The organism is Bacillus salacetis, from assembly GCF_003581585.1.
GTDB classification, from domain to species: Bacteria; Bacillota; Bacilli; order Bacillales; family Bacillaceae_B; genus Rossellomorea; species Rossellomorea salacetis.
Map to the genome: position 1 here is coordinate 57,390 of NZ_QXIR01000017.1, position 19,699 is coordinate 77,088.

General features: G+C 39.5%; 19 protein-coding genes. 2 read left to right on the forward strand and 17 right to left on the reverse strand.

The genetic code is table 11. From position 1 onward, the window contains the following. Positions 1-61: 61 nt before the first annotated feature. The 15 genes from D3H55_RS13165 to D3H55_RS13235 all read right to left on the reverse strand — a co-directional run bounded on the left by D3H55_RS13165 (position 62) and on the right by D3H55_RS13235 (position 16,257). Positions 62-1,000: a DUF1672 family protein gene (locus D3H55_RS13165; protein WP_119547372.1), complete on the reverse strand. Its 939-nt coding sequence runs from the start codon at positions 998-1,000 to the stop codon at positions 62-64. 121 nt (positions 1,001-1,121) lie between these two features. After that, a complete protein-coding gene (locus tag D3H55_RS13170) occupies positions 1,122-2,069 on the reverse strand; it encodes a DUF1672 family protein (protein ID WP_119547421.1) in 948 nt (315 codons plus the stop codon). 152 nt (positions 2,070-2,221) lie between these two features. Further along, positions 2,222-4,333, reverse strand: coding sequence for an SA1320 family protein (locus D3H55_RS13175; RefSeq protein WP_119547373.1), 2,112 nt, complete (start codon positions 4,331-4,333; stop codon positions 2,222-2,224). A 17-nt stretch (positions 4,334-4,350) separates the two neighbouring features. Beyond that, the gene (locus tag D3H55_RS13180) at positions 4,351-5,280 is read right to left on the reverse strand and encodes a DUF1672 family protein (RefSeq protein WP_119547374.1); all 930 of its coding nucleotides are present in this window, start codon (positions 5,278-5,280) and stop codon (positions 4,351-4,353) included. Between the two features lie 363 nt (positions 5,281-5,643). Next, positions 5,644-6,555 carry a DUF1672 family protein gene (locus tag D3H55_RS13185; protein ID WP_119547375.1) on the reverse strand — a complete coding sequence of 304 codons (912 nt, stop codon included), beginning with the start codon at positions 6,553-6,555 and terminating at the stop codon, positions 5,644-5,646. Positions 6,556-6,602: 47 nt separating this feature from the next. Further along, on the reverse strand, positions 6,603-7,529 hold the full coding sequence (locus tag D3H55_RS13190) for a DUF1672 family protein (protein WP_119547376.1): 927 nt from the start codon (positions 7,527-7,529) through the stop codon (positions 6,603-6,605). Between the two features lie 29 nt (positions 7,530-7,558). Then, positions 7,559-8,470: a DUF1672 family protein gene (locus D3H55_RS13195; RefSeq protein WP_119547377.1), complete on the reverse strand. Its 912-nt coding sequence runs from the start codon at positions 8,468-8,470 to the stop codon at positions 7,559-7,561. 83 nt (positions 8,471-8,553) lie between these two features. Beyond that, on the reverse strand, positions 8,554-9,453 hold the full coding sequence (locus D3H55_RS13200; protein ID WP_119547378.1) for a DUF1672 family protein: 900 nt from the start codon (positions 9,451-9,453) through the stop codon (positions 8,554-8,556). Between the two features lie 23 nt (positions 9,454-9,476). Further along, positions 9,477-10,364, reverse strand: coding sequence for a DUF1672 family protein (locus tag D3H55_RS13205; protein WP_168413076.1), 888 nt, complete (start codon positions 10,362-10,364; stop codon positions 9,477-9,479). Positions 10,365-10,451: 87 nt separating this feature from the next. Then, positions 10,452-11,375 carry a DUF1672 family protein gene (locus D3H55_RS13210; protein ID WP_119547380.1) on the reverse strand — a complete coding sequence of 308 codons (924 nt, stop codon included), beginning with the start codon at positions 11,373-11,375 and terminating at the stop codon, positions 10,452-10,454. Between the two features lie 28 nt (positions 11,376-11,403). Then, a complete protein-coding gene (locus D3H55_RS13215) occupies positions 11,404-12,327 on the reverse strand; it encodes a DUF1672 family protein (RefSeq protein WP_119547381.1) in 924 nt (307 codons plus the stop codon). A 98-nt stretch (positions 12,328-12,425) separates the two neighbouring features. Then, entirely contained in the window at positions 12,426-13,334 is a 909-nt protein-coding gene (locus D3H55_RS13220) for a DUF1672 family protein (protein ID WP_119547382.1), read from the reverse strand. 80 nt (positions 13,335-13,414) lie between these two features. Further along, positions 13,415-14,332, reverse strand: coding sequence for a DUF1672 family protein (locus D3H55_RS13225; protein WP_119547383.1), 918 nt, complete (start codon positions 14,330-14,332; stop codon positions 13,415-13,417). A gap of 36 nt (positions 14,333-14,368) precedes the next feature. Next, positions 14,369-15,268 carry a DUF1672 family protein gene (locus D3H55_RS13230; RefSeq protein ID WP_119547384.1) on the reverse strand — a complete coding sequence of 300 codons (900 nt, stop codon included), beginning with the start codon at positions 15,266-15,268 and terminating at the stop codon, positions 14,369-14,371. Between the two features lie 284 nt (positions 15,269-15,552). Continuing rightward, the gene (locus tag D3H55_RS13235) at positions 15,553-16,257 is read right to left on the reverse strand and encodes a CPBP family intramembrane glutamic endopeptidase (RefSeq protein ID WP_119547385.1); all 705 of its coding nucleotides are present in this window, start codon (positions 16,255-16,257) and stop codon (positions 15,553-15,555) included. A gap of 81 nt (positions 16,258-16,338) precedes the next feature. Here D3H55_RS13235 and D3H55_RS13240 point away from each other — a divergent pair, with 81 nt between their 5' ends. After that, positions 16,339-17,085: a MerR family transcriptional regulator gene (locus tag D3H55_RS13240; RefSeq protein ID WP_119547387.1), complete on the forward strand. Its 747-nt coding sequence runs from the start codon at positions 16,339-16,341 to the stop codon at positions 17,083-17,085. Positions 17,086-17,136: 51 nt separating this feature from the next. Here the strand turns inward: D3H55_RS13240 and D3H55_RS13245 are convergent, their stop codons facing one another. Next, positions 17,137-17,442 carry a nucleotide pyrophosphohydrolase gene (locus D3H55_RS13245; protein ID WP_420808752.1) on the reverse strand — a complete coding sequence of 102 codons (306 nt, stop codon included), beginning with the start codon at positions 17,440-17,442 and terminating at the stop codon, positions 17,137-17,139. 182 nt (positions 17,443-17,624) lie between these two features. On the opposite strand from D3H55_RS13245, the gene D3H55_RS13250 reads away from it, so the two are divergent. Beyond that, entirely contained in the window at positions 17,625-18,986 is a 1,362-nt protein-coding gene (locus D3H55_RS13250) for an ion channel (RefSeq protein ID WP_168413077.1), read from the forward strand. A 110-nt stretch (positions 18,987-19,096) separates the two neighbouring features. Here the strand turns inward: D3H55_RS13250 and D3H55_RS13255 are convergent, their stop codons facing one another. Continuing rightward, a complete protein-coding gene (locus D3H55_RS13255; protein WP_240628571.1) occupies positions 19,097-19,507 on the reverse strand; it encodes a hypothetical protein in 411 nt (136 codons plus the stop codon). Positions 19,508-19,699 lie beyond the last annotated feature (192 nt).

A 19,699-nucleotide genomic window follows, 5' to 3' on the forward strand; every position in this document is an offset into this window, starting at 1 on the left:
TGCTTATGGTATATTGCCTCCGCTATTGCACCACGAAAACCGTCCCCTGTTACACACCGCCTTACTCTTTAATAATTTCATTTGGAGTCGTTTTTTCGAGCGAATTATCTTTTACCCCTTCAAATGATTGTTTCAGGACTGTATTGTCGTTGACGAAGATGCTATAAGTCCCTTTTGGTATATCACCCATACTTTCAATATCGCTCACTACTTTATTAAACACTTTTTCGTCCGGATCAGTATTTTTATCTTTCATAAACAAATTTATTACTACTTCAAACTTAGTCGGATCAAATGCTTGCTCATTATAAGCAGCCCTTAATTTATCTGTGCTAACCTGAGGATTTTCCATGTATAAATCATAAACCGGTTTAATTGATTCATCATTCACCACAGTAGATGACAAGAAATAATAGGGAGTCATAAAACCAGATCCACCTGCGTTTTGAAGAGATTCAACTGTTCTTCCAGTTACAGGCTCTTTATTTACAATTCCCTCTAAATATTCTTCCAAGCGATCAAACTCGTCTTTAAATATTCTTCTGTAAAGGCCTTCAGTTATAGCGCTCTCCACCTGTCCCTCTTGTGAAAACACACGGTCGGACTGAATTTTTTCATTGGATTGATCAATGGGAACAATTGCAAAAGTGTAAAAGTGAAGCGGGTTGGTTGATTCTACAAACACTGTTGCACCGTCTTCATTGCCCACGATATTATGTACCTTTACATCTGTCTTATATTTTTTCATAAAAAAATCTTTAACCGCTTTCTCTACCGTTTCATGATTCTCTTCTGCAATCTTGTCTGTTTCTTCCCCGTTTTTAAGGGTGTATCCCTCCCCTGTGTATTCCTGCACTCTTACATATTGATTCTTAACTTGTGATTCATTGTTCTCTTTTTCATCCACACCATTACCATTCGCATTATCCATATTCATACATCCACCAAGTAATAATGAAAGTCCGATTCCATTTATGATCCACTTCTTTTTTCTGTTCATGAATGGCTGATCCTCCTAGTGTGGGACGGAGGGACAGGTTCCTTGTCCCTTCGGAATTGTTCCTTGATATGGGACGGTGTACCTGTCCCTCTGTCCCATGTCCCTCTGTCCCACCCAATACTCACCTCTTACCAATTTCATTTACAATATAATCCGGATAAGCTCTTTTTAAGGAATTACCCTTAATGCCTTCAGATGATTCTACTGAAACTTTATTGTCGTTAAGGAAGAAACTATAGGTTCCATTGGGGATGCCTTCTAAACTCTCTAAGTCTGATGATATCTTTTCGAATATTTCTTTATTAGGATCTGCGCCATTCTTTTTCATAAATAAACTTACATTAATTTTTAAATTTTCCAACTTAAAAGAGTTATAATCAAACTTTTCTTTCAGTTCACTATCTGAAATATCTGGATCATTAAGATAAAGATCATATACTGGTTTAATTTGATCATCATGATTAAAAGTAGAGACAAAGTAGTAAGGAGTCATATACCCTGATCCCTCTACATTTTGTATTGCTTCTATCCTTTTCCCTGTCACCTTCCCTTCAGATGTTATCTTCTCAAAATATTGATCAAGTTTTTGAAACTCTTTTTTATATAAATGGGCATATAAACTTCCTCTAATCGCGTTCTCCACTTGACCTTCAACAGACATCACTTCTGAAGTTCTGACTTTCTTCTGATTTGTATCAATTGGAACTACTGCGTAAGTATAAAAATGCAGCCGGCCTTTTGATTCTACGTAAACCGTTGCCCCATCTTCATTACCCACAATATTATGGACTTCCACATCCGTTTTATATTTTTTCAGGAAAAAATCTTTTACTGCCTTCTCAACTTCTTCACGATTCTCTTCTGCAATTTTATCGTTTTCCTTACCATTTATTAATGTGTAGCCTTCCCCTTTATAGTCCTGCACTCTTGCGTACTGAGCCTTCACTTCAGCCTGCGTATTCTTCTTCTCATCCACACCATTACCATTCGCATTATCCATATTCATACATCCACCAAGTAATAATGAAAGTCCGATTCCATTTATGATCCACTTCTTTTTTCTGTTCATCAATGTCTGATCCTCCTAATTTTGGGACGGAGGGACAGGTTCCTTGTCCCTTCAGAATTGTTCCTTGATATGGGACAGTGTACCTGTCCCTCTGTCCCATGTCCCACTTCCAAAATCGGCAAAAAAAAGAGGAACAAGTGAAGGACCTGTCCCTATAACGTGACACGATCCACTTGTTGACGCAGTTGGATCATGTTGTTCTTCAGCCGTTTTGAGATTTCGCATAACGCTTCAATGGATTTTCCTTTTTGATGACTGAGCTGATAGACGATATCGTCAAAGAGCAGTTCCATTTCTTTATGGATGGCGATGGCTGAAACATTGTATAAGTGGATATTAGCGTAGCCCGTTGAATCAAAGATGGCTGCGTTGATATAAGGCTTGAAGCTCTCCAGTAAGGCTGGGAATCCGATGGTCAATCTGGTTAATCCATCCCTGAGCCCTTCAATGGTGGCGGCGAGCTCGTCGATCGGTTCCAGTGCGGAAGATACGTATGAACGGATTTTGTCATCGAAGTCGGAAAAGATGCTGATGATTTTCCCAGGCACCGTTCCGCTTAACGCGATGTTCATGGCGCCTTTGATCTGCGCTGAGATGATCTCCAGGGTATTCTCGATGGCAAACGCGAGTCCGGTTAATGATCCTAACAGTGGGAGAAGCAAACCGTGTGAAGCTCCTTTGAAACTTTCAAAGGATCCTTCCAGAATGACTTCTTTCATCTTCATTCCGATAAGCATATGGTCAGACGCTTCCAGAACATATTCGTTTTTCTTGGGCATCGCCACAGTATGTTGAACGGAAGCCCCTGATGAAATGCTGGCACTTAAGGAGGCATCCCGCTCACCAAAGTTCTCTCCCAATTTTGCAACCTGACTTTGAAACTCTGCAATGTTACTATTCAGCTTCGCAGTATTATAGTCGATAATCTTATAGTGTTCTAGCATGTCGTTTACAAGAAGGTCCTCGAACGTCTCCCTCCCTCCACTAAAAAGCTCCGGGATTTCTTTATGAAGGATGTTCTGAAGGAAGCCGGTCAGACTGGCGATCTCCCCTTTGAACTCAAGCAGCTGACTCCGTGCCTGCCCGAAAATACTCTCGACACTGATGCTTCTGTTGAATAGGTGTTCCACCAATTCGACAGGCGGTGAATTCAATACACCATTGAGAGACCGGCTCGCATTTTCAGCCATATTGACGAGAGAAATAAGGTGATCGATTTCTGAAGTCAACCGGTGAGAGGTTGTCGTAATGCCAATAAATAAAGGATTACCAATCAGATTTTCAAAAGAATCTTCAAAAACCATCTGCAGGCGGTTTAGCCGTTCAGCATACCGATCGCCTTCATGCTGGGCAATCTCTTCTGAATGGGTCAAGTATTCCTGGGCTTGCGTCAGCCTTGTCAACACATCTCCTGCCAGGGCTTCAGCCAGGAGATTGAGGTTGTCACGATTGATGTCGATCCTGTCTGAATGGCCGCTATAAAGGGGTTCGCCGGTCCAGATGCTTGTCATGATATGGGCATCGGCTTCGTCATAGATGTAACCATGACCAGGAGTCCCAGGTTGCCCGATTTCATACTTACCATCCTCAATATATCCCGTATGATTGTTTTTTAGGATGTTAAACCCTTCTCCGGTCTGGGGGATGCCGGTTGATATATCATATCTTTTGCCCGGTATGCGTGAATCGAGATCCAGGGCAATGAGGGTGCCTGTCAGGACATCATAGTTGGTAAAGTAGTTGGTGATGTTGTCGTAGCTTTTGTCAGGGTCCATTACACCCTTTGGGAATAGGGCTGGATTCAGTGTAACGGACTTAATATCCGGGCGATTTCTTACGGCGTAGTTTGCAAGGGGGCCGCCTAGGGAGTTTCCGGTAACAGAACTGACTCCCCCTTGATCTTTAAATCTTTCATTAATTTTATTCAAATACTCCTCAGCAGCTTCCAATTGCGGCAATGTTAAATCACTTAAAAGTTGAACATCCGTAAGTAAGTCTTGCCTACCGTTCTCAGCAGCAGCGTCGGTACCTACATATGCTATCGATATTTCTTTGGTAACTTCATTTCTGACAGTAAGTGCATCAAGTCCAGTAGGATCATTATAGTGGGTGTGTAATACTAAATATTCAGTTCCATTAACTTCAAATTTAGATTTTGATATTAAATGTTTGTAAGAATGTAACCCAGCAATTTCAACCAAATTTTTATCGATATTTATTTTATTTATATCGTTATTGGGTGGTTCTTTATATATTTTATTCATATATCTTTCCACCTATCTTAATTAATTTCAATATAGTCAGGAAACCCGGCTTCTAATGAATTATCTTTCAACCCATCACCCACTTTCTCATTAATTAAGTTGTCATTGAGGGTCAGGCTATAACTTCCTTTAGGAATACCTGTCATTCCTTTCAAATCATTTGAAAGTTGATTTATTAATTCTTCATTCGGTTCCGCTTCCTTTTCCTCCATAAATAGCTCAATATTAATTTTTATATTTTCAGCAGAGAACCCGTCTTCTGCAAATTGAGCTTTGAATTCACTTACTGGAGTATCTGGATTTTCAAGGTATAAATCATATACTGGCTTTATGGCTTTGTCGGATTTTGAGGTGGTTATAAAATAATAGGGAGTCATATACCCGATTCCTCCAACATTTTCTATAGCTTCCATGGTTCTTCCCACTACCTTATGCTCGTTTACAAAAGTATCAAGGTACTGATCAAGTTCCGCGAACTCTTTCTCGAACAGTAAATGGTAAAGCCCTCCACGGATGGCACTTTCCACTTCACCTTCAAGAGACACTACTCCATTCGCCTTCACTTTTTCTTCACTCAAATCAATCGGCACTATCGCAGTCGTATAGAAGTGAACCGGTCCTGTGGATTCAACAAACACAGTCGCACCATCCTTGTTCCCTACGATGTTGTGGACTTTGACGTCTGTTTTATATTTTTCCATAAAGAAATCTTTAACAGCTTTTTGAACTTCATCACTTTTTTCTTCTGCAATTTTATCTGCGTCTTCTCCGTTTCTGAGTACATATCCTTCACCCTTATAATCTTGCACTCTCACAAACGTGTCTTTGTAGGGTCCAGTTGCCTCTTGAGAATCCACGTTATTTTTTTCATTATCCATATTCATACATCCTCCAAGTAATAATGAAAGTCCGATTCCATATATGATCCACTTATTTTTTCTGTTCATGAATGTCTGATCCTCCTAATTGGATGGGTTCATTTAGTGCATTACCTTTATAGTTTATAAAAGTCTGTAAAGTATTAACAGTTAAGTTAGGAATTACTTAGATTAATTAGGAAAAACAGGAAAAAAGTAGTGGCGGCATTTCGTTTCTGCATTTCTTTTAACCTATTTATGTAATTAGAATCATTGTGAGTCTTTGGACTTATACACTTGTATAATTACCCAATTTTTTTAAAATATAGCCTATGAAATCATGAATTTTTCTAAATATTGAGTAATTAGTCTAGCTGAGAATTTTCTAGTCTACCTGAATCACTTCCTGTTCGATTGAATGATTTTTAAAACCCTTGCTTATTAACTTCTGCCTTACTTTTTAACAATGGAATCAGGAAACGTTAATTGCAAAGAATTATCTTTAATGCCATCGTCTGCTTTTTCATTAATCAAATTATCATTAATGATTACACTGTAATTTCCTTTAGGTATTGAATTCATTGACTTAATATCTTGTTGAAGTTTAGTAAATAGTTCTTTATCCGGTTCTTCATTTTCGTTCTCCATGTATAACTGAATGGTGAAATTATAATCTTCTGCTGCGAAGTCAGCTTTTGAGAAGAGCGATTTAAGTTCTTCGACAGGTGTGTCCGGATTATTTAGATATGCCTCATAAACGGATTGCATTGCTTTATCATCAGGAGGGGTGGATAAATAATAGTATGGAGTCATATATCCGGCTCCCCCGACATTTTGGAGTGCTTCTTTTGTTTTTCCTGCAACTGCGTACTCAGATGCGATTTTACCTAAATATTGATCAAGCTTATGAAATTCATCTTCAAATATGAGATGGTACAAACCTCCCTGAATCGCACTCTCAATATCTCCATCCAAAGACGTAACACGGTCTTCTAAAACGACTTTATCACTCAAATCAATCGGCACGATCGCGGTCGTATAAAAGTGGACCGGGCCTGTCGATTCAACAAACACAGTCGCACCATCCACGTTTCCTACAATGTTATGGACTTTGGCGTCTGTTTTATATTTTTCCATAAAGAAATCTTTAACAGCTTTTTGAACTTCATCACTTTTTTCTTCTGCAATTTTGTCCGCTTCTTCTCCATTTCTGAGTACATATCCTTCACCCTGATAATCCTGCACTCTCACAAAAGTGTCTTTGTAGGGACCTGTTACCTCTTGTGAATCCTCATTATCCATACACCCGCCAAGTAATAATAAAAGCCCGATTCCATATATAATCCATTTAGGTTTTCTGTTCATGAATGGCTGGTCCTCCTAATGGGTTCATTTTTCTTTCTTATTCACTTTTAATTCCGAACAATATAGTTTCCATGCCCTCTGCTTAACGAATTTTCTTTCTCACCAGTAAAACTGTCCTTATAAACTTTATTATCATTTAGGTACAAGCTGTACGATCCTTTTGGCAGACCTTCTATCCTCTCTATATCATCGGCCACACGGTTAAAGACCTCTTCATCTGGAGAAGCTTCTTCATCTTTCATAAATAGCCGTATATTTATTAATAAATTTTCAGGAGAGAAGGAGCTTTCTATGTAAGCATCCTTTAGATCCTCGATGTCAGCTTCCGGATCTTTTACAAATAAATCGTATACCGGCTTAATAGATTCATCATTCATAAACGTTGAAAGAAAATAATATGGTGTCATATAGCCTGTTCCTCCAACATTTTGCAGTGACTCTTGTGTTTTTCCAACGACTTCACCTTCCGAGACCAGGTCCTCTAAGTAGCTGTCCAACTTATTAAATTCATCTTCAAAAATCAAGCGGTATAATCCGCCTTTTATTCTATCCTCAACCTGGCCTTCCTCTGAAAAGACCTTATCACCGCGAATTTTTTCGGTGTCTCTATCAATTGGCACGATCGCATAGGTATAATAATGAAGACGTCCCACTGATTCTACAAAAACGGTTGCTCCATCCTCATTTCCTACAATATTATGCACTTTGATGTCTGTTTGGTAATTTTCCTTAAAGAACCTCTTTACTGCGCTCTCTACTTCATCTTTATGAGATTCTGCCATTTCATCCATTTTCTCTCCATTGGGTAAGGAATAACCCTCACCCTTATAATCCTGTACACTCACTAATTGCTTTTCCATTTCTTTTGAGGTTTCCTTTTGGCCATTATCGTTCGCTTTATCCATATCCATACATCCGCCAAGTAATAAGGAAATGCCGATTCCATATATGATCCACTTATTTTTTCCGTTCATGACTGTCTGCCCTCCTTACTCAACTCTTTCTAATCTTTCATAATGTAATTGGGGTCCGCCCTTTCAACAGTAGTATCTTTATCCCCGCTGCCCGAAACTTCATCAATCAAATTGTCATGCAGAAGAAGATTATACGCTCCATAAGGCAGTCCTTCCGCTTCTTCAATAACTTTTGCGATTTCATCCAGCTCTTCTTTGGTTGGATTTGAATCTTCTTTGTTTTTAAAAAGCTGAATCGTAATATTGATTGACTCAGGGCTTAATTTCTCTACATTTAAATCTTGTAACTCTTCCTTTGTAAGGTCAGGATTTTCTAAATAAAGTTCAACGATTTGCTCTGATAATTCCATATCGAAAAATGAAACAAAATAGTATTCATTCCCAAATCCGAATGATTTAGTGTTATGAATGGCCTGCGTCGTTTCGCCAGTATAGTGATAATCTCTTGTGATTTCTTTTAATACCTCATCCAACTCGTTAAATTCTTCTTCATACATCAACCCATAAACTCCAGAAGTGATGGCATTTTCAACCTCTCCTTCTAATGAATAAACCTGGTCAGCCATGATTTTTTTCTCTTTGGCGTCTAAAGGTACTACCGCATATGTATGGAAATGAGGCTTGCCAATCGATTCAACAAACACACTAGCTCCATCAACATTACCGACAATATTATGAATCTCAACTTCCGTTTTATATTGCTGCAAGAAAAAATCTTTCACAGCTTGTTCCACTTCATCACGGTTTGCTTCTGCAATCTTGTCATTTTCCTGCCCGTTTTTCAGAGAAAATCCTTCTCCATTATATTCCTGTACACTTACTAGACGATCGCTATGATCCTGCATCTCATCCACTCCATTACCACTCGCATTATCCATACATCCTGCAAGTAATAATGAAAGGCCGATTCCATATATAATCCATTTGTTTTTTCTGTTCATGAATGTCTGATCCTCCTCATTGGACAGGGTTACTGATAAGCTGTTAGTGAGTCTGGCTGCTGTGTTTTAGTCACACTAACTATTTATTCGTTACGAATCATTTCCTGTTCAATGGAATTATCTTTAAACCCTTCAAATGATTCCTTATGAACCCCGTTATCATTTATGGCCACTCTATATGTCCCTTTAGGGAGAGCGCTCATTTCTTTTATCTCTTTTACTACACGCTTCATGATCTCTTCACTTGGACCCACATTCTCTTCTTCCATAAAGAGCATAATATTAATTCTTAAACTATCAGGATCGAACGAATCCCCGTCATACGCTTTTTTTAGTATGGTTCCCGCTGTTTCATGGTCTTCCATGTAGAGATTATAAACAGGCTTTATGGCATCATCGCTTTTCAGGGAAGACATAGAGTAATAGGGCGTCATGCTACCCGATCCACCAACATTTTGAAGGGACTCAACGGTTCTTCCTACAACGTCTTCTTCCGAAACGACCTTCTCAAGATACGCATCCAGATTCTTAAATTCTTCCTCAAATATTAATCTGTATAACCCTTCACGAATCCCCCGCTCAACTTCGCCTTCTTGTGTCCTCACTTCTTTCGTCATGATTTCTTCCATTCCTTGATTTATTGGAACAATGGCATAAGAATAAAAATGCACAGGTCCTGTCGATTCCACAAACACCGTCACTCCATCGACATTCCCCACCAGATTATGTACTTTCACCTCAGCCTTATATTCCTTTAAGAAGAAACCCTTTACCGCATTTTCCACTTCATCCCTTTTAGCCTCGGCAATCTGATCGTTCTCGTCACCATTATTCAAAAAGTACCCTTCCCCTTTATAATCCTGAACTCTTGCATACTGATGCTTCACTTCAGCCTGCTTCTTATCCACACCATTATCCATACACCCGCCAAGTAATAATGAAAGTCCGATTCCAAATATAATCCATTTGTTTTTTCTGTTCATGAATGTCTGATCTCCTTCTCTAATTATTTTTTAATAATATAGTCAGGCAAAGATCTTTCAATAGAGGTTTCTTTGCTTCCAACCCCTGATTCTTTATCAATGGTATTGTCATGTAACAGAATATTATAAGCACCTGCAGGTATACCTTCAGTATCTTTAATCGTTTGAACTACCCTTTCCAGCTCTTCAGTTGCGGGTTTTTCCCCTGGCCTATTTTTATAGAGCTGAATGGTAATATAAATGGCTTCAGGATCGACCTCTGAAATGTTCAGCGTTTCTTTCCATTCCTCTTTACTGGTTTTGGGATTTTTTATGTATGTGTCCATGATTAGGTTCGATCTTTCTATATCGCCAAAAGAAACATAATAATAAGGAGTTCCATAGCCGAAAGCTGCAGTATTATTTATTGCTTCTTTTGTTTCTCCGGTAAATGCCAGCTCTTCTGCCATTCCCTCAATTACTTGATTAAGCTTGGTGAATTCATCCTCGTATAGTAACCCATAAACACCTGAGGCAATGGCATTCTCCACCTCTCCCTCTGGTGAAAAAACCTGGTCAGTCAGCATTTTTTCCTCGCTCACATCTATGGGCACAACTGCATAGGTATGGAAATGCGTCTTACCTATCGACTCAACAAATACACTGGCTCCATCAACGTTACCGACAACATTATGAACCTCAACATCTGTTTTATGTTGCTTTAAGAAAAAATCTTTCACAGCCTGTTCCACTTCATCACGGTTGGCTTCTGCAATCTTGTCATTTTGTTGCCCGTTTTCAAGAGAAAACCCTTCTCCGTCATATTCCTGTACGCTTACTAAACCATCGCCAGAGTCCTTCCCTTCAACTTGAGTATTCTTTTCCTCCACGCCATTACCATTTGCACTATCCATACAACCACCAAGTAACAATGAAAGCCCGATTCCGTATATGATCACCTTATTTTTTCTGTTCATGAATGACTGGTCCTCCTTTCCCATTTTCCCTTCACCTCAAGCTTACTCAATGACAATATAGTCAGGAACCCCAACACGTAATGAGTTTTCTTTGTAGCCATCGTCGACTTTTTCATTAATTAAATTATCGTTGATTACTAGACTATAACTTCCTTTAGGAATAGAGTTCATTTTCTTTAAATCTTTAGGAATCGCATGAAATAATTCCTTGCTGGGTTCTGCTCCCTCTTCTTCCATAAATAGCTGCAGATTAATTTTTAGATTTTCAACCGAAAATTCATCCATGGCGAAATGCGATTTAAGTTCAGCAGGAGGAATGGTTGGGTTTTCAATATACGCATCATATACAGGCTTTATGGCCTTGTCAGAAGAAGAAGTCGTAATAAAGTAATAAGGGGTCATATAGCCGGTTCCTCCAACATTCTCTATAGCTTCCTTTGTTTTGCCAACCACCTTATTCTCTGCCTCAATTTTTTCAAGGTACTGATCAAGTTCCGCAAACTCTTTCTCGAACAGTAAATGGTAAAGCCCTCCACGGATGGCACTTTCCACTTCACCTTCAAGAGACACGACTTCATCCGCCTTCACTTTTTCTTCACTCAAATCAATCGGCACTATTGCGGTCGTATAAAAGTGAACCGGTCCTGTCGATTCGACAAACACAGTCGCACCACCCTTGTTCCCTACAATGTTGTGGACTTTGACATCTGTTTTATATTTTTCGATAAAGAAATCTTTAACGGCTTTTTGAACTTCAACACGTTTTTCTTCTGCAATTCTATCTGCGTCTTCCCCGTTTCGGAGTACATATCCTTCACCCTTGTAATCTTGCACTCTCACAAACGTGTCTTTGTAGGGACCTGTCACCTCTTGTGAATCCGCATTATTTTTTCCATTACCCATACATCCTCCGAGTAATAACGAAAGGCCGATTACATATATAATCCATTTGTTTTTTCTGTTCATGAATGTCTGGTCCTCCTTTCCACCAACCTTAATTAATTTCGATATAGTCAGGAAACCCGGCTTCTAATGAATTATCTTTCAACCCGTCACCCACTTTCTCATTAATTAAGTTGTCATTGAGGGTCAGGCTATAACTTCCTTTAGGAATACCGGTCATTCCTTTCAAATCATTTGAAAGTTGATTTATTAATTCTTCATTCGGTTCCGAGTCCTTTTCCTCCATAAATAGCTCTATATTAATTTTTATATTTTCAGCAGAGAACCCGTCTTCTGCAAATTGAGCTTTGAATTCACTTACTGGAGTATCTGGATTTTCAAGGTATAAATCATATACTGGCTTTATGGCTTTGTCGGATTTAGAGGTGGTTATAAAATAATAGGGAGTCATATACCCGATTCCTCCAACATTTTCTATAGCTTCCATGGTTCTTCCCACTACCTTATGCTCGTTTACAAAGGTATCAAGGTACTGATCAAGTTCCGCGAACTCTTTCTCGAACAGTAAATGGTAAAGCCCTCCACGGATGGCACTTTCCACTTCACCTTCAAGAGACACTACTCCATCCGCCTTTACTTCTTCTTCACTCAAATCAATCGGCACGATCGCAGTCGTATAGAAGTGAACCGGTCCTGTCGATTCGACAAACACAGTCGCACCATCCTTGTTCCCTACAATGTTGTGGACTTTGACGTCTGTTTTATATTTTTCCATAAAGAAATCTTTAACAGCTCTTTGAACGTCATCACGTTTTTCTTCTGCAATTCTATCTGCGTCTTCTCCGTTCCGGAGTACATATCCTTCACCCTTATAATCTTGCACTCTCACAAAAGTGTCTTTGTAGGGTCCTGTTACCTCTTGTGAATCCACATTATTTTTTCCATTAGCTATACATCCTCCGAGTAATAACGAAAGTCCGATTCCATATATAATCCATTTGTTTTTTCTGTTCATGAATGTCTGGTCCTCCTAATGGGATGGGATTATTGATAAGCTGCTATTCCAGCCAGTTCTTAATTCTAGTACGTCTGGTATAGGTATTTTAATCAAATTCAGTCCGAACTTTCCGCTCTTACTATCTCATTTTTTATGGAATTATCCTTATTGCCTTCAAATGACTCCTTATGAACTCCATTATCATTCACAACCACTCTGTACATCCCATTAGGAATAGCCCCCATCTCTTTTAGATCATCCGTTACTTTTTTCAGAATTTCTTCATCAGGCGGAACGTTTTCTTTTTCCATAAAAAGCATGATGTTAATTCTTACATTTTTCTCATCAAATGAAGCTTGATCAAATGCTTTTTCAAGCTGTTCTTTACTCGTATTTGGATTACTCATGTACAACTCATATACCGGCTTTATGGCCTCATCTCCAAATAGGGACGACATAAAGTAGTACGGTGTCATAACACCAGATCCACCAACGTTCTCGAGGGACTCTACTGTTCTCCCAACAACGGCTTCTTCCGCCACAACATTTTCCAGGTATTTATCCAGGTTTTCAAACTCTGTCTCGAACACCAGCCTGTATAATCCTTCCCTGATTCCTTTTTCAACTACATCCTCCTGCGTCCATACATCCTCCATCATGATTTCTTCCGTTCCTGGATTGATTGGAACAATGGCAGTTGAATAAAAGTGCACTGGCTCTGTCGATTCCACAAATACCGTCACTCCATCAACATTCCCCACCAGATTATGTACTACAACCTCTGTCTTATAGTTCTCTAAGAAGAAATCCTTTACCGCTTTTTCCACTTCGCCACTTTTAGCCTCGGCAATTTTATCGTTCTCGTCCCCATTATTCAAAAAATACCCTTTCCCTTTATAATCCTGCACTCTTGCATACGGTTCCTTCACTTCATCCTGCTTCTCATCCACACCATTATCCATACATCCTGCAAGTAAGAAGGAAAGTCCAATTACATATATAATCCATTTGTTTTTTCTGTTCATGAATGTCTGGTCCTCCTAACTGATACTTCCTCTCTCAATTTTCCTCAAGGCCAGTTGGGTCACCATAGTATTAAACCGCCTTATTCTTTTATGATTTCATCGGGGTAAGCCCGTTCAAGGGAATTGTCTTTCACACCTTCAAATGAGTCCTTGTGGATTCGATTATCATTTACGAAGACACTATAGGCCCCCTTTGGAAAATCAGCTGCATCTTCTATGTCATTAATAATCTGGTTGAATACTTTTTCACTTGGTTCCTTACCTTTTTCTTTCATGAAAAGCATGATGGATATTCTTAAATTTTTCGGATCAAATGCTTCCTTTTTAAACGCTGCTTGTAATTGCTCTGCGCTGGCATCAGGATTATTTATATATAGTTCATATACAGGTTTAATAGCCTCATCTTTAATTGGTGACGTTGAAATGAAATAGTACGGAGTCATATACCCATCTCCTGCAACATTTTCGAGAGATTCTCTTGTCCTTCCAACAACTTCCCCTTCAGTTACGACTTTCTCCATGTAACTGTCTAATTGGCTAAATTCCTTATCGAACAATTGTTTATACAAGCCATCTGTTATGGCACTTTCTACTTGCCCTTCCTTGGACCAAACCTCATCCGATTGGATGGTCTGATCACTCGAATTGATGGGGACAACAGCATACGTATAGAAAGAAAGCGGGCCGGTTGACTCGACAAACACGGTGGCCCCATCCACATTCCCAACCATATTATGAACTTCGATTTCTGTACGATATTGAGTCAGAAAAAAATCTTTTACGGCGTTCTCAACTTCTTCCCGCTGTTCTTCTGCGATTTTGTCGTTTTCCTTCCCGTCTTTTAATGTGTAGCCTTCGCCCTTATAATCCTGTACACTTATATACTGTTCTTCCATTTCATCCTGCGTACTCTTCTCGTCCACACCATTATCCATACATCCTGCAAGTAATAAGGAAAGTCCGATTCCATATATGATCCACTTGTTTTTTCTGTTCATGAATGTTTGATCCTCCTCATTGGCTGGGTTCATCTACTATTTAGATTTAATAAATTCAGCCTTAATCGAATTATCCTTATACCCCTCAGATGATTCTTTATGTATTCCATTATCATTGATGATGATTTGATAAGTTCCATTCGGAATTGAATCCATTCCTTCTAAATCCTTTAAAACTTTTTCCAGAAGGCTTTTACTCGGGGAAGCCTTCTCCTCGCTCATATATAAGATAACGTTCATGGTTAGATATTCTTCATCAAATAATTCTGTATTGAATGCACTTTTCAGGTTTTCCGTTTTGGTATCCGGATCTTCCATGTATAAATCGTACACAGGCTGGATTGCCTCATCACCATTAAACGAAGTAATCGTATAGTAAGGTGTCATGAATCCTGATCCACCTGTATTCTGCAGTGATTTAACCGTTCTTCCCACTACCTCTTTTTCAGATGCCAGTTCCTCAAGGTAATGATCCAGCTTCTTAAACTCTTCTTCAAAAATTTTAAAATATAAGCCTTCTCGAATCCCTTCTTCCACCACATCTTCCTGAGACCTCACTTCATCAGAAATGATTTCTTTCGCTTTCTGATTGATTGGAACAATGGCAGATGAATAAAAGTGCAATGGCCCAGTCGATTCCACAAACACCGTCACTCCATCTACATTCCCCACCAGATTATGTACTACAACCTCCGTCTTGTATTCCTCTAAGAAGAAATCCGTCACCGCTCTTTCCACTTCTCCACTTTTGGCCTCGGCAATCTGATCGTTTTCGTCCCCATTATTCAAAAAGTACCCTTCCCCTTTATAATCCTGCACTCTTGCATACTCATCCTTTACTTCAGCCTGCTTCTCATCCACACCATTACCCATGCATCCGCCAAGTACTAATGAAAGTCCGATTCCATATATAATCCACTTCTTTTTTCTGTTCATGAATGTCTGATCCTCCTAATGCAATAGGTTCATATTAAAAAACACCTTTAAACTTTATGTATGAATGTTCGCCATCCCCTATTAATCCTGCTGAATTTCCGCGGGTTTTACGACTTCTATATTTGGATAATTACCCCAATTATTCAAAACATAGCCTTTAATAGGAGAAATATTTCTTAGTATGGAGTAATTAGTCTAACCTGAGATTTCCCTAGGCATGTCACTACAATTCAGCAACAAAAATAGAGACAAGGTTCCCCCTGTCTCTTTGTAAGTACTTCCCGTCACCCCAAACTCGTCAGCAGCACCATCGTTCCATTGGTCAGTCCATGAACTAAAACGGATGGCCAGATCGAGCCCGTCCGTTCATAGGCCAGCGCAAAAATAATCCCGCTGAAGAAATTGACCGGCATGACATTGTAGGTTGGAATATGGACGATTGTAAAGATGAGCGAGCTAAGCAAAATCGCTCCTTTAAACCCGACACGCGTCCGCAGCCACCGGTATAAAAAGCCTCTGTAAAAGATCTCTTCGTAAATGGGAGAAATAACCGCAGCAGAGACAAAGGCAAGCAGAACCGTAACCAGCGTCACATTCTGCTGCATTGCCTCCGTCTTGCTGTTCTCCCACGTATTCCCTATAAAACTGGTGAGCACCACAATGATGACAGCACCCGCCAATAGAATAATGGAATATAAAATGATCAGTTTCCAATCCTTCATCTGAAAGGGCTTTACGCCCACTTCACTCCAGGAAAGCTTTTTTGGACGCAGAGCGATAAAATAAATGCCTCCGAGTAATACGATGGCGATTGTTAATCCCATCAACGTCCCCGCGTACAATTCGTTGTTCAGCCAGCCAGAGTAAATCGGCTGCACCGTCCATTTAATGACGCCAATCACAATGACAAACTCAAGGACCATGAGCAGGACAAATTCCTTCACACCCCATCGGTCTCTCTCTTTCCAGTTTTGCTGTTCCATCCTCATCCCTCTTCCTTTATATGCTATAATCCAACTGTACAGGGTGACGCTGCGTTACCCGCAAGCATTTTTTTCAGGGGGAATGAAATGAAACGCTGGACAACCGGAGAGGTATCCAAACAGAGGAATATCTCCATCCGCACGCTTCGATATTATGACGGAATCGATCTCCTTACACCGAGTTTCAAGGATGATAACGGAAAGAGGTATTATTCAGAGGAAGATTTATTCACATTGGAAAAAATCATCATCCTGAAATCCCTCTCGCTTCCATTGGAAGACATCCGCACAATATTGGACAAGCTTTCCTATAAGCAAATCCTGATCTCTCACTACAATTATCTGCAAGAGCAGCAAGCGGCCCTTCAAACAAGCATTTCCAAGACCGCCTCACTGATCAACATGATCGACCTGGAAGAAACGCTGTCCTGGGAACGCGTTTCCGAGCTTGTTAAAAATTCGGAAGAAAGCTCCAAAAAGTGGATCGATTACTTTCAAGAAGATGAAAAAGCATTCTTACAAAAAGCCATCCCCAACCTCAGCCATAACGATGACTCCACACAACAATATATGACCCTGCTGCGGCAGATTGAATGGTGTATAAAACACGACATCAAACCAGAATCAGACCAAGGCGCCGAAATCGCAGCTAAACTAATCGAACTAACGGATGCCAGTTTCGAAGGAGATACAGAGCTGATGGACAAATTCTGGGAAGTCAGGAAGCTGCCTGCCGAGGAAACGGGGCTCTATCCGGTTTCGGAAGAAGTGCTGGAGTTTGTGGAGCGTGGGATTGCTTTTGTGTCTGAACGCCAGAAAGAGACTGAGGTCTGAACCATATAAAAAAGGCCTGTTCCCCTAGTGTGCTGAGAACAGGCCTATTCATTAACTTCCTTGCTTTACCGGGTATTTAATATTATTTTTCTCAAGCTTTTTATAAACTTCATCCTCCAGATCCACATCAAGTGAATCCGCCAGCTGGACTAAATAGATCAGCACATCCGCCATTTCCTCCTTGATATTCTGCCTGGTATCCGCTGCCGCCTCTTCACTCGACTTCCATTGGAAGTTCTCCAGCAGCTCACTTGCTTCAAGGACGATGGAAATTGCCAGGTCCTTTTCCCGGTGGTCGTGATTCCAGCCTCGGTCGTCTCGGAATTTTAGGATTTCATTTTTTAGGTTTTGCATAATATCTCCCCTGTTCTCTTCTTCATTATTTGCTGAGTTTCTATCCAGTCTTGAAATATCCCTCGCCATTTCTATCTACCAACCTCTTAGTATATAATATATGAGGATTCCAGAATTAACTAATAAGTTGCAGCCGGCTCTTTTACAGGAGGGATTTTTTGAGGTTTATAAGGGTTTTATTTATTTTGATTCTTACCATGCTTTTTTCTCAAACTGTTTCAGCAGAGGAGAATAAAGTCACAAAAGTAATAAGTGTGGATACACTAGAAATCAATAACCAAAAAGAAGTTACATTGTATGGAGTTTCCACTGAGATTTATGAAGAGTACCAGAAATTTGCGGAAGAAAATGATATCCGCACTTTTGGAATGGACTATAAAACTGTGGGAGAACTGGAACTCTACACTTTTACAGGCAACGAATATACCGAAGTTGATGCTATCAAAGAATTGGAAAAGCTTCTTTTGAATAAAAGGGTACACTTAAAAGAAATGGACAATAACCAATTCCTTGTATTCTTTTCTGCCGATGATACATATAGTCTTAATCAATTAATCCTTGCGAATGGATATGGCTCTTTAGATAACAATATCGGTTCTGAACATAAAATGGATTTCCTATTAGAAGAAAAAAACGCCCAAGATAAAAGCCTGGGAGTCTGGAATATCAGTTTCATTTCAGCAGGCTCCGGCAGTTCCGAGACCACTCTGCCAGGTGCTATCTACATTTTCCTATCTATTTTCTTCATTCTTAATTTCTTTATCTTCATCTTTTCTGTGAGAAAATTATCTTCCCTACCGAGTTGGAGCGGCTTACTATATGGCCTGACATCACTCCTTCTCATTCCTTTTCCGGCAATGGTTTTCTCTTTACAATACGAGCTCGCAGCTAAAATCTTTTTAGCACTGGTTTTTTTAGGCATAGGATTCATCTTCTATTATTTATCCATTTTCATCATCAAACATAAAGAAGTACTGACCATACCAAAGCTCTTGGGATTAATAGTAGGTGGGGTCTTCATCATCATTTCATTTTTCGCTATAGTATATAGTACATTTGATCATCCGCGCTTTATATCTGTGTTAGAACAAGGATTTTCTAAGAACCAAATAATATCAGACACAAGAGTGCTTGGCGGGGATCATATATTCGTAAATGACAATAAAGACTCCTTCAACCAATACGCCGACTATATTTACTTTAGCGGTACAACGTTTTTCGGCGGTTCTTACGGTGATGTACTACCCAAGGGAAACATCCGCTTCATCGTGCTCATTGAAATGCTGACCAGCTTCTTATTGCAGCTAGTATTCTTCGGGATCATCATTAATATCGTTTATGAAAAATTTATTGCACATAAGCGATCACAGCCGGCAACGGTAAAAGCTGATGATAAACCTAAGACAAACCAGGATCCTTATAAAGAAGAAGAATTGCCCAGTGAAAATAGCGCTGGAATTGAGCAAAAGACTGGGAACAATTCATCTTTGTTAACCTTAATAGTAGTCCTGTTAGGGGTATTATTTGCTAAAAAGCAGGACAAATAAGAAAAACCAAGCAGCCGGCATTGATTGTTGGTTGCTTTGGTTTTTTCAAGATAATCGGACGGAACGTATTTCACTGTAAGACTTATATTTTTAGATACTTTTACCTTGAATTACGCTGTTTTTATTTCCTCCTCAAAACACATAAACCAGTAACCGAACTCATCTTGTTTGCAAATTGCATTCCTTAGTTCAATCTTGCCTTCAGGAGTAAAGTAGTACGCTAGAACTCGTTCTTCTTCCTTTAAATTGTCATAGTACCGGTAAATCATCAATACCTGCGATTGCTGTACAGAGTTCTTTTCGAGGACCAAGTTATTTAGAAAGTCAATTCTCTCCTGTGAATCAACATATTGAATACCTATTACATTCTCGGGTAAATAACCTTCTTCTGTCTCTGAAAACAGCTTTTCAATCATCTCCATATCCTTTTTCCAGAAACTCTCTCTTTCCAAATGCAAAACAAGGGAAATATAGTGCTCTTCATCAATACGCGGGTCACACTTCCACCAAGACAGATCCATTGGACGTGACCTCCCTTTACTGAAATCCATTTTGGAGTCTTCCACAAAAGCATCTAATCCCAGCATTTCTCCAAGATCTGCAAAAAATTGATTTCTCTCCTAGTAAATATAGAAACATTGTGATTAGAAGCTAGATTCAAACGACGGTAATTACGTATGTATCCCTCAAAAAAACTGCATCAAGTTCAATTG

Coding starts and splice junctions, on each gene's coding strand:
- D3H55_RS13165 (WP_119547372.1), bottom strand. CDS start 1,000: ATGAACAGAAAAAAGAAGTGGATCATAAATGGAATCGGACTTTCATTA.
- D3H55_RS13170 (WP_119547421.1), bottom strand. CDS start 2,069: ATGAACAGAAAAAAGAAGTGGATCATAAATGGAATCGGACTTTCATTA.
- D3H55_RS13175 (WP_119547373.1), bottom strand. CDS start 4,333: ATGAATAAAATATATAAAGAACCACCCAATAACGATATAAATAAAATA.
- D3H55_RS13180 (WP_119547374.1), bottom strand. CDS start 5,280: ATGAACAGAAAAAATAAGTGGATCATATATGGAATCGGACTTTCATTA.
- D3H55_RS13185 (WP_119547375.1), bottom strand. CDS start 6,555: ATGAACAGAAAACCTAAATGGATTATATATGGAATCGGGCTTTTATTA.
- D3H55_RS13190 (WP_119547376.1), bottom strand. CDS start 7,529: ATGAACGGAAAAAATAAGTGGATCATATATGGAATCGGCATTTCCTTA.
- D3H55_RS13195 (WP_119547377.1), bottom strand. CDS start 8,470: ATGAACAGAAAAAACAAATGGATTATATATGGAATCGGCCTTTCATTA.
- D3H55_RS13200 (WP_119547378.1), bottom strand. CDS start 9,453: ATGAACAGAAAAAACAAATGGATTATATTTGGAATCGGACTTTCATTA.
- D3H55_RS13210 (WP_119547380.1), bottom strand. CDS start 11,375: ATGAACAGAAAAAACAAATGGATTATATATGTAATCGGCCTTTCGTTA.
- D3H55_RS13215 (WP_119547381.1), bottom strand. CDS start 12,327: ATGAACAGAAAAAACAAATGGATTATATATGGAATCGGACTTTCGTTA.
- D3H55_RS13220 (WP_119547382.1), bottom strand. CDS start 13,334: ATGAACAGAAAAAACAAATGGATTATATATGTAATTGGACTTTCCTTC.
- D3H55_RS13225 (WP_119547383.1), bottom strand. CDS start 14,332: ATGAACAGAAAAAACAAGTGGATCATATATGGAATCGGACTTTCCTTA.
- D3H55_RS13230 (WP_119547384.1), bottom strand. CDS start 15,268: ATGAACAGAAAAAAGAAGTGGATTATATATGGAATCGGACTTTCATTA.
- D3H55_RS13235 (WP_119547385.1), bottom strand. CDS start 16,257: ATGAGGATGGAACAGCAAAACTGGAAAGAGAGAGACCGATGGGGTGTG.
- D3H55_RS13240 (WP_119547387.1), top strand. CDS start 16,339: ATGAAACGCTGGACAACCGGAGAGGTATCCAAACAGAGGAATATCTCC.
- D3H55_RS13255 (WP_240628571.1), bottom strand. CDS start 19,507: ATGGATCTGTCTTGGTGGAAGTGTGACCCGCGTATTGATGAAGAGCAC.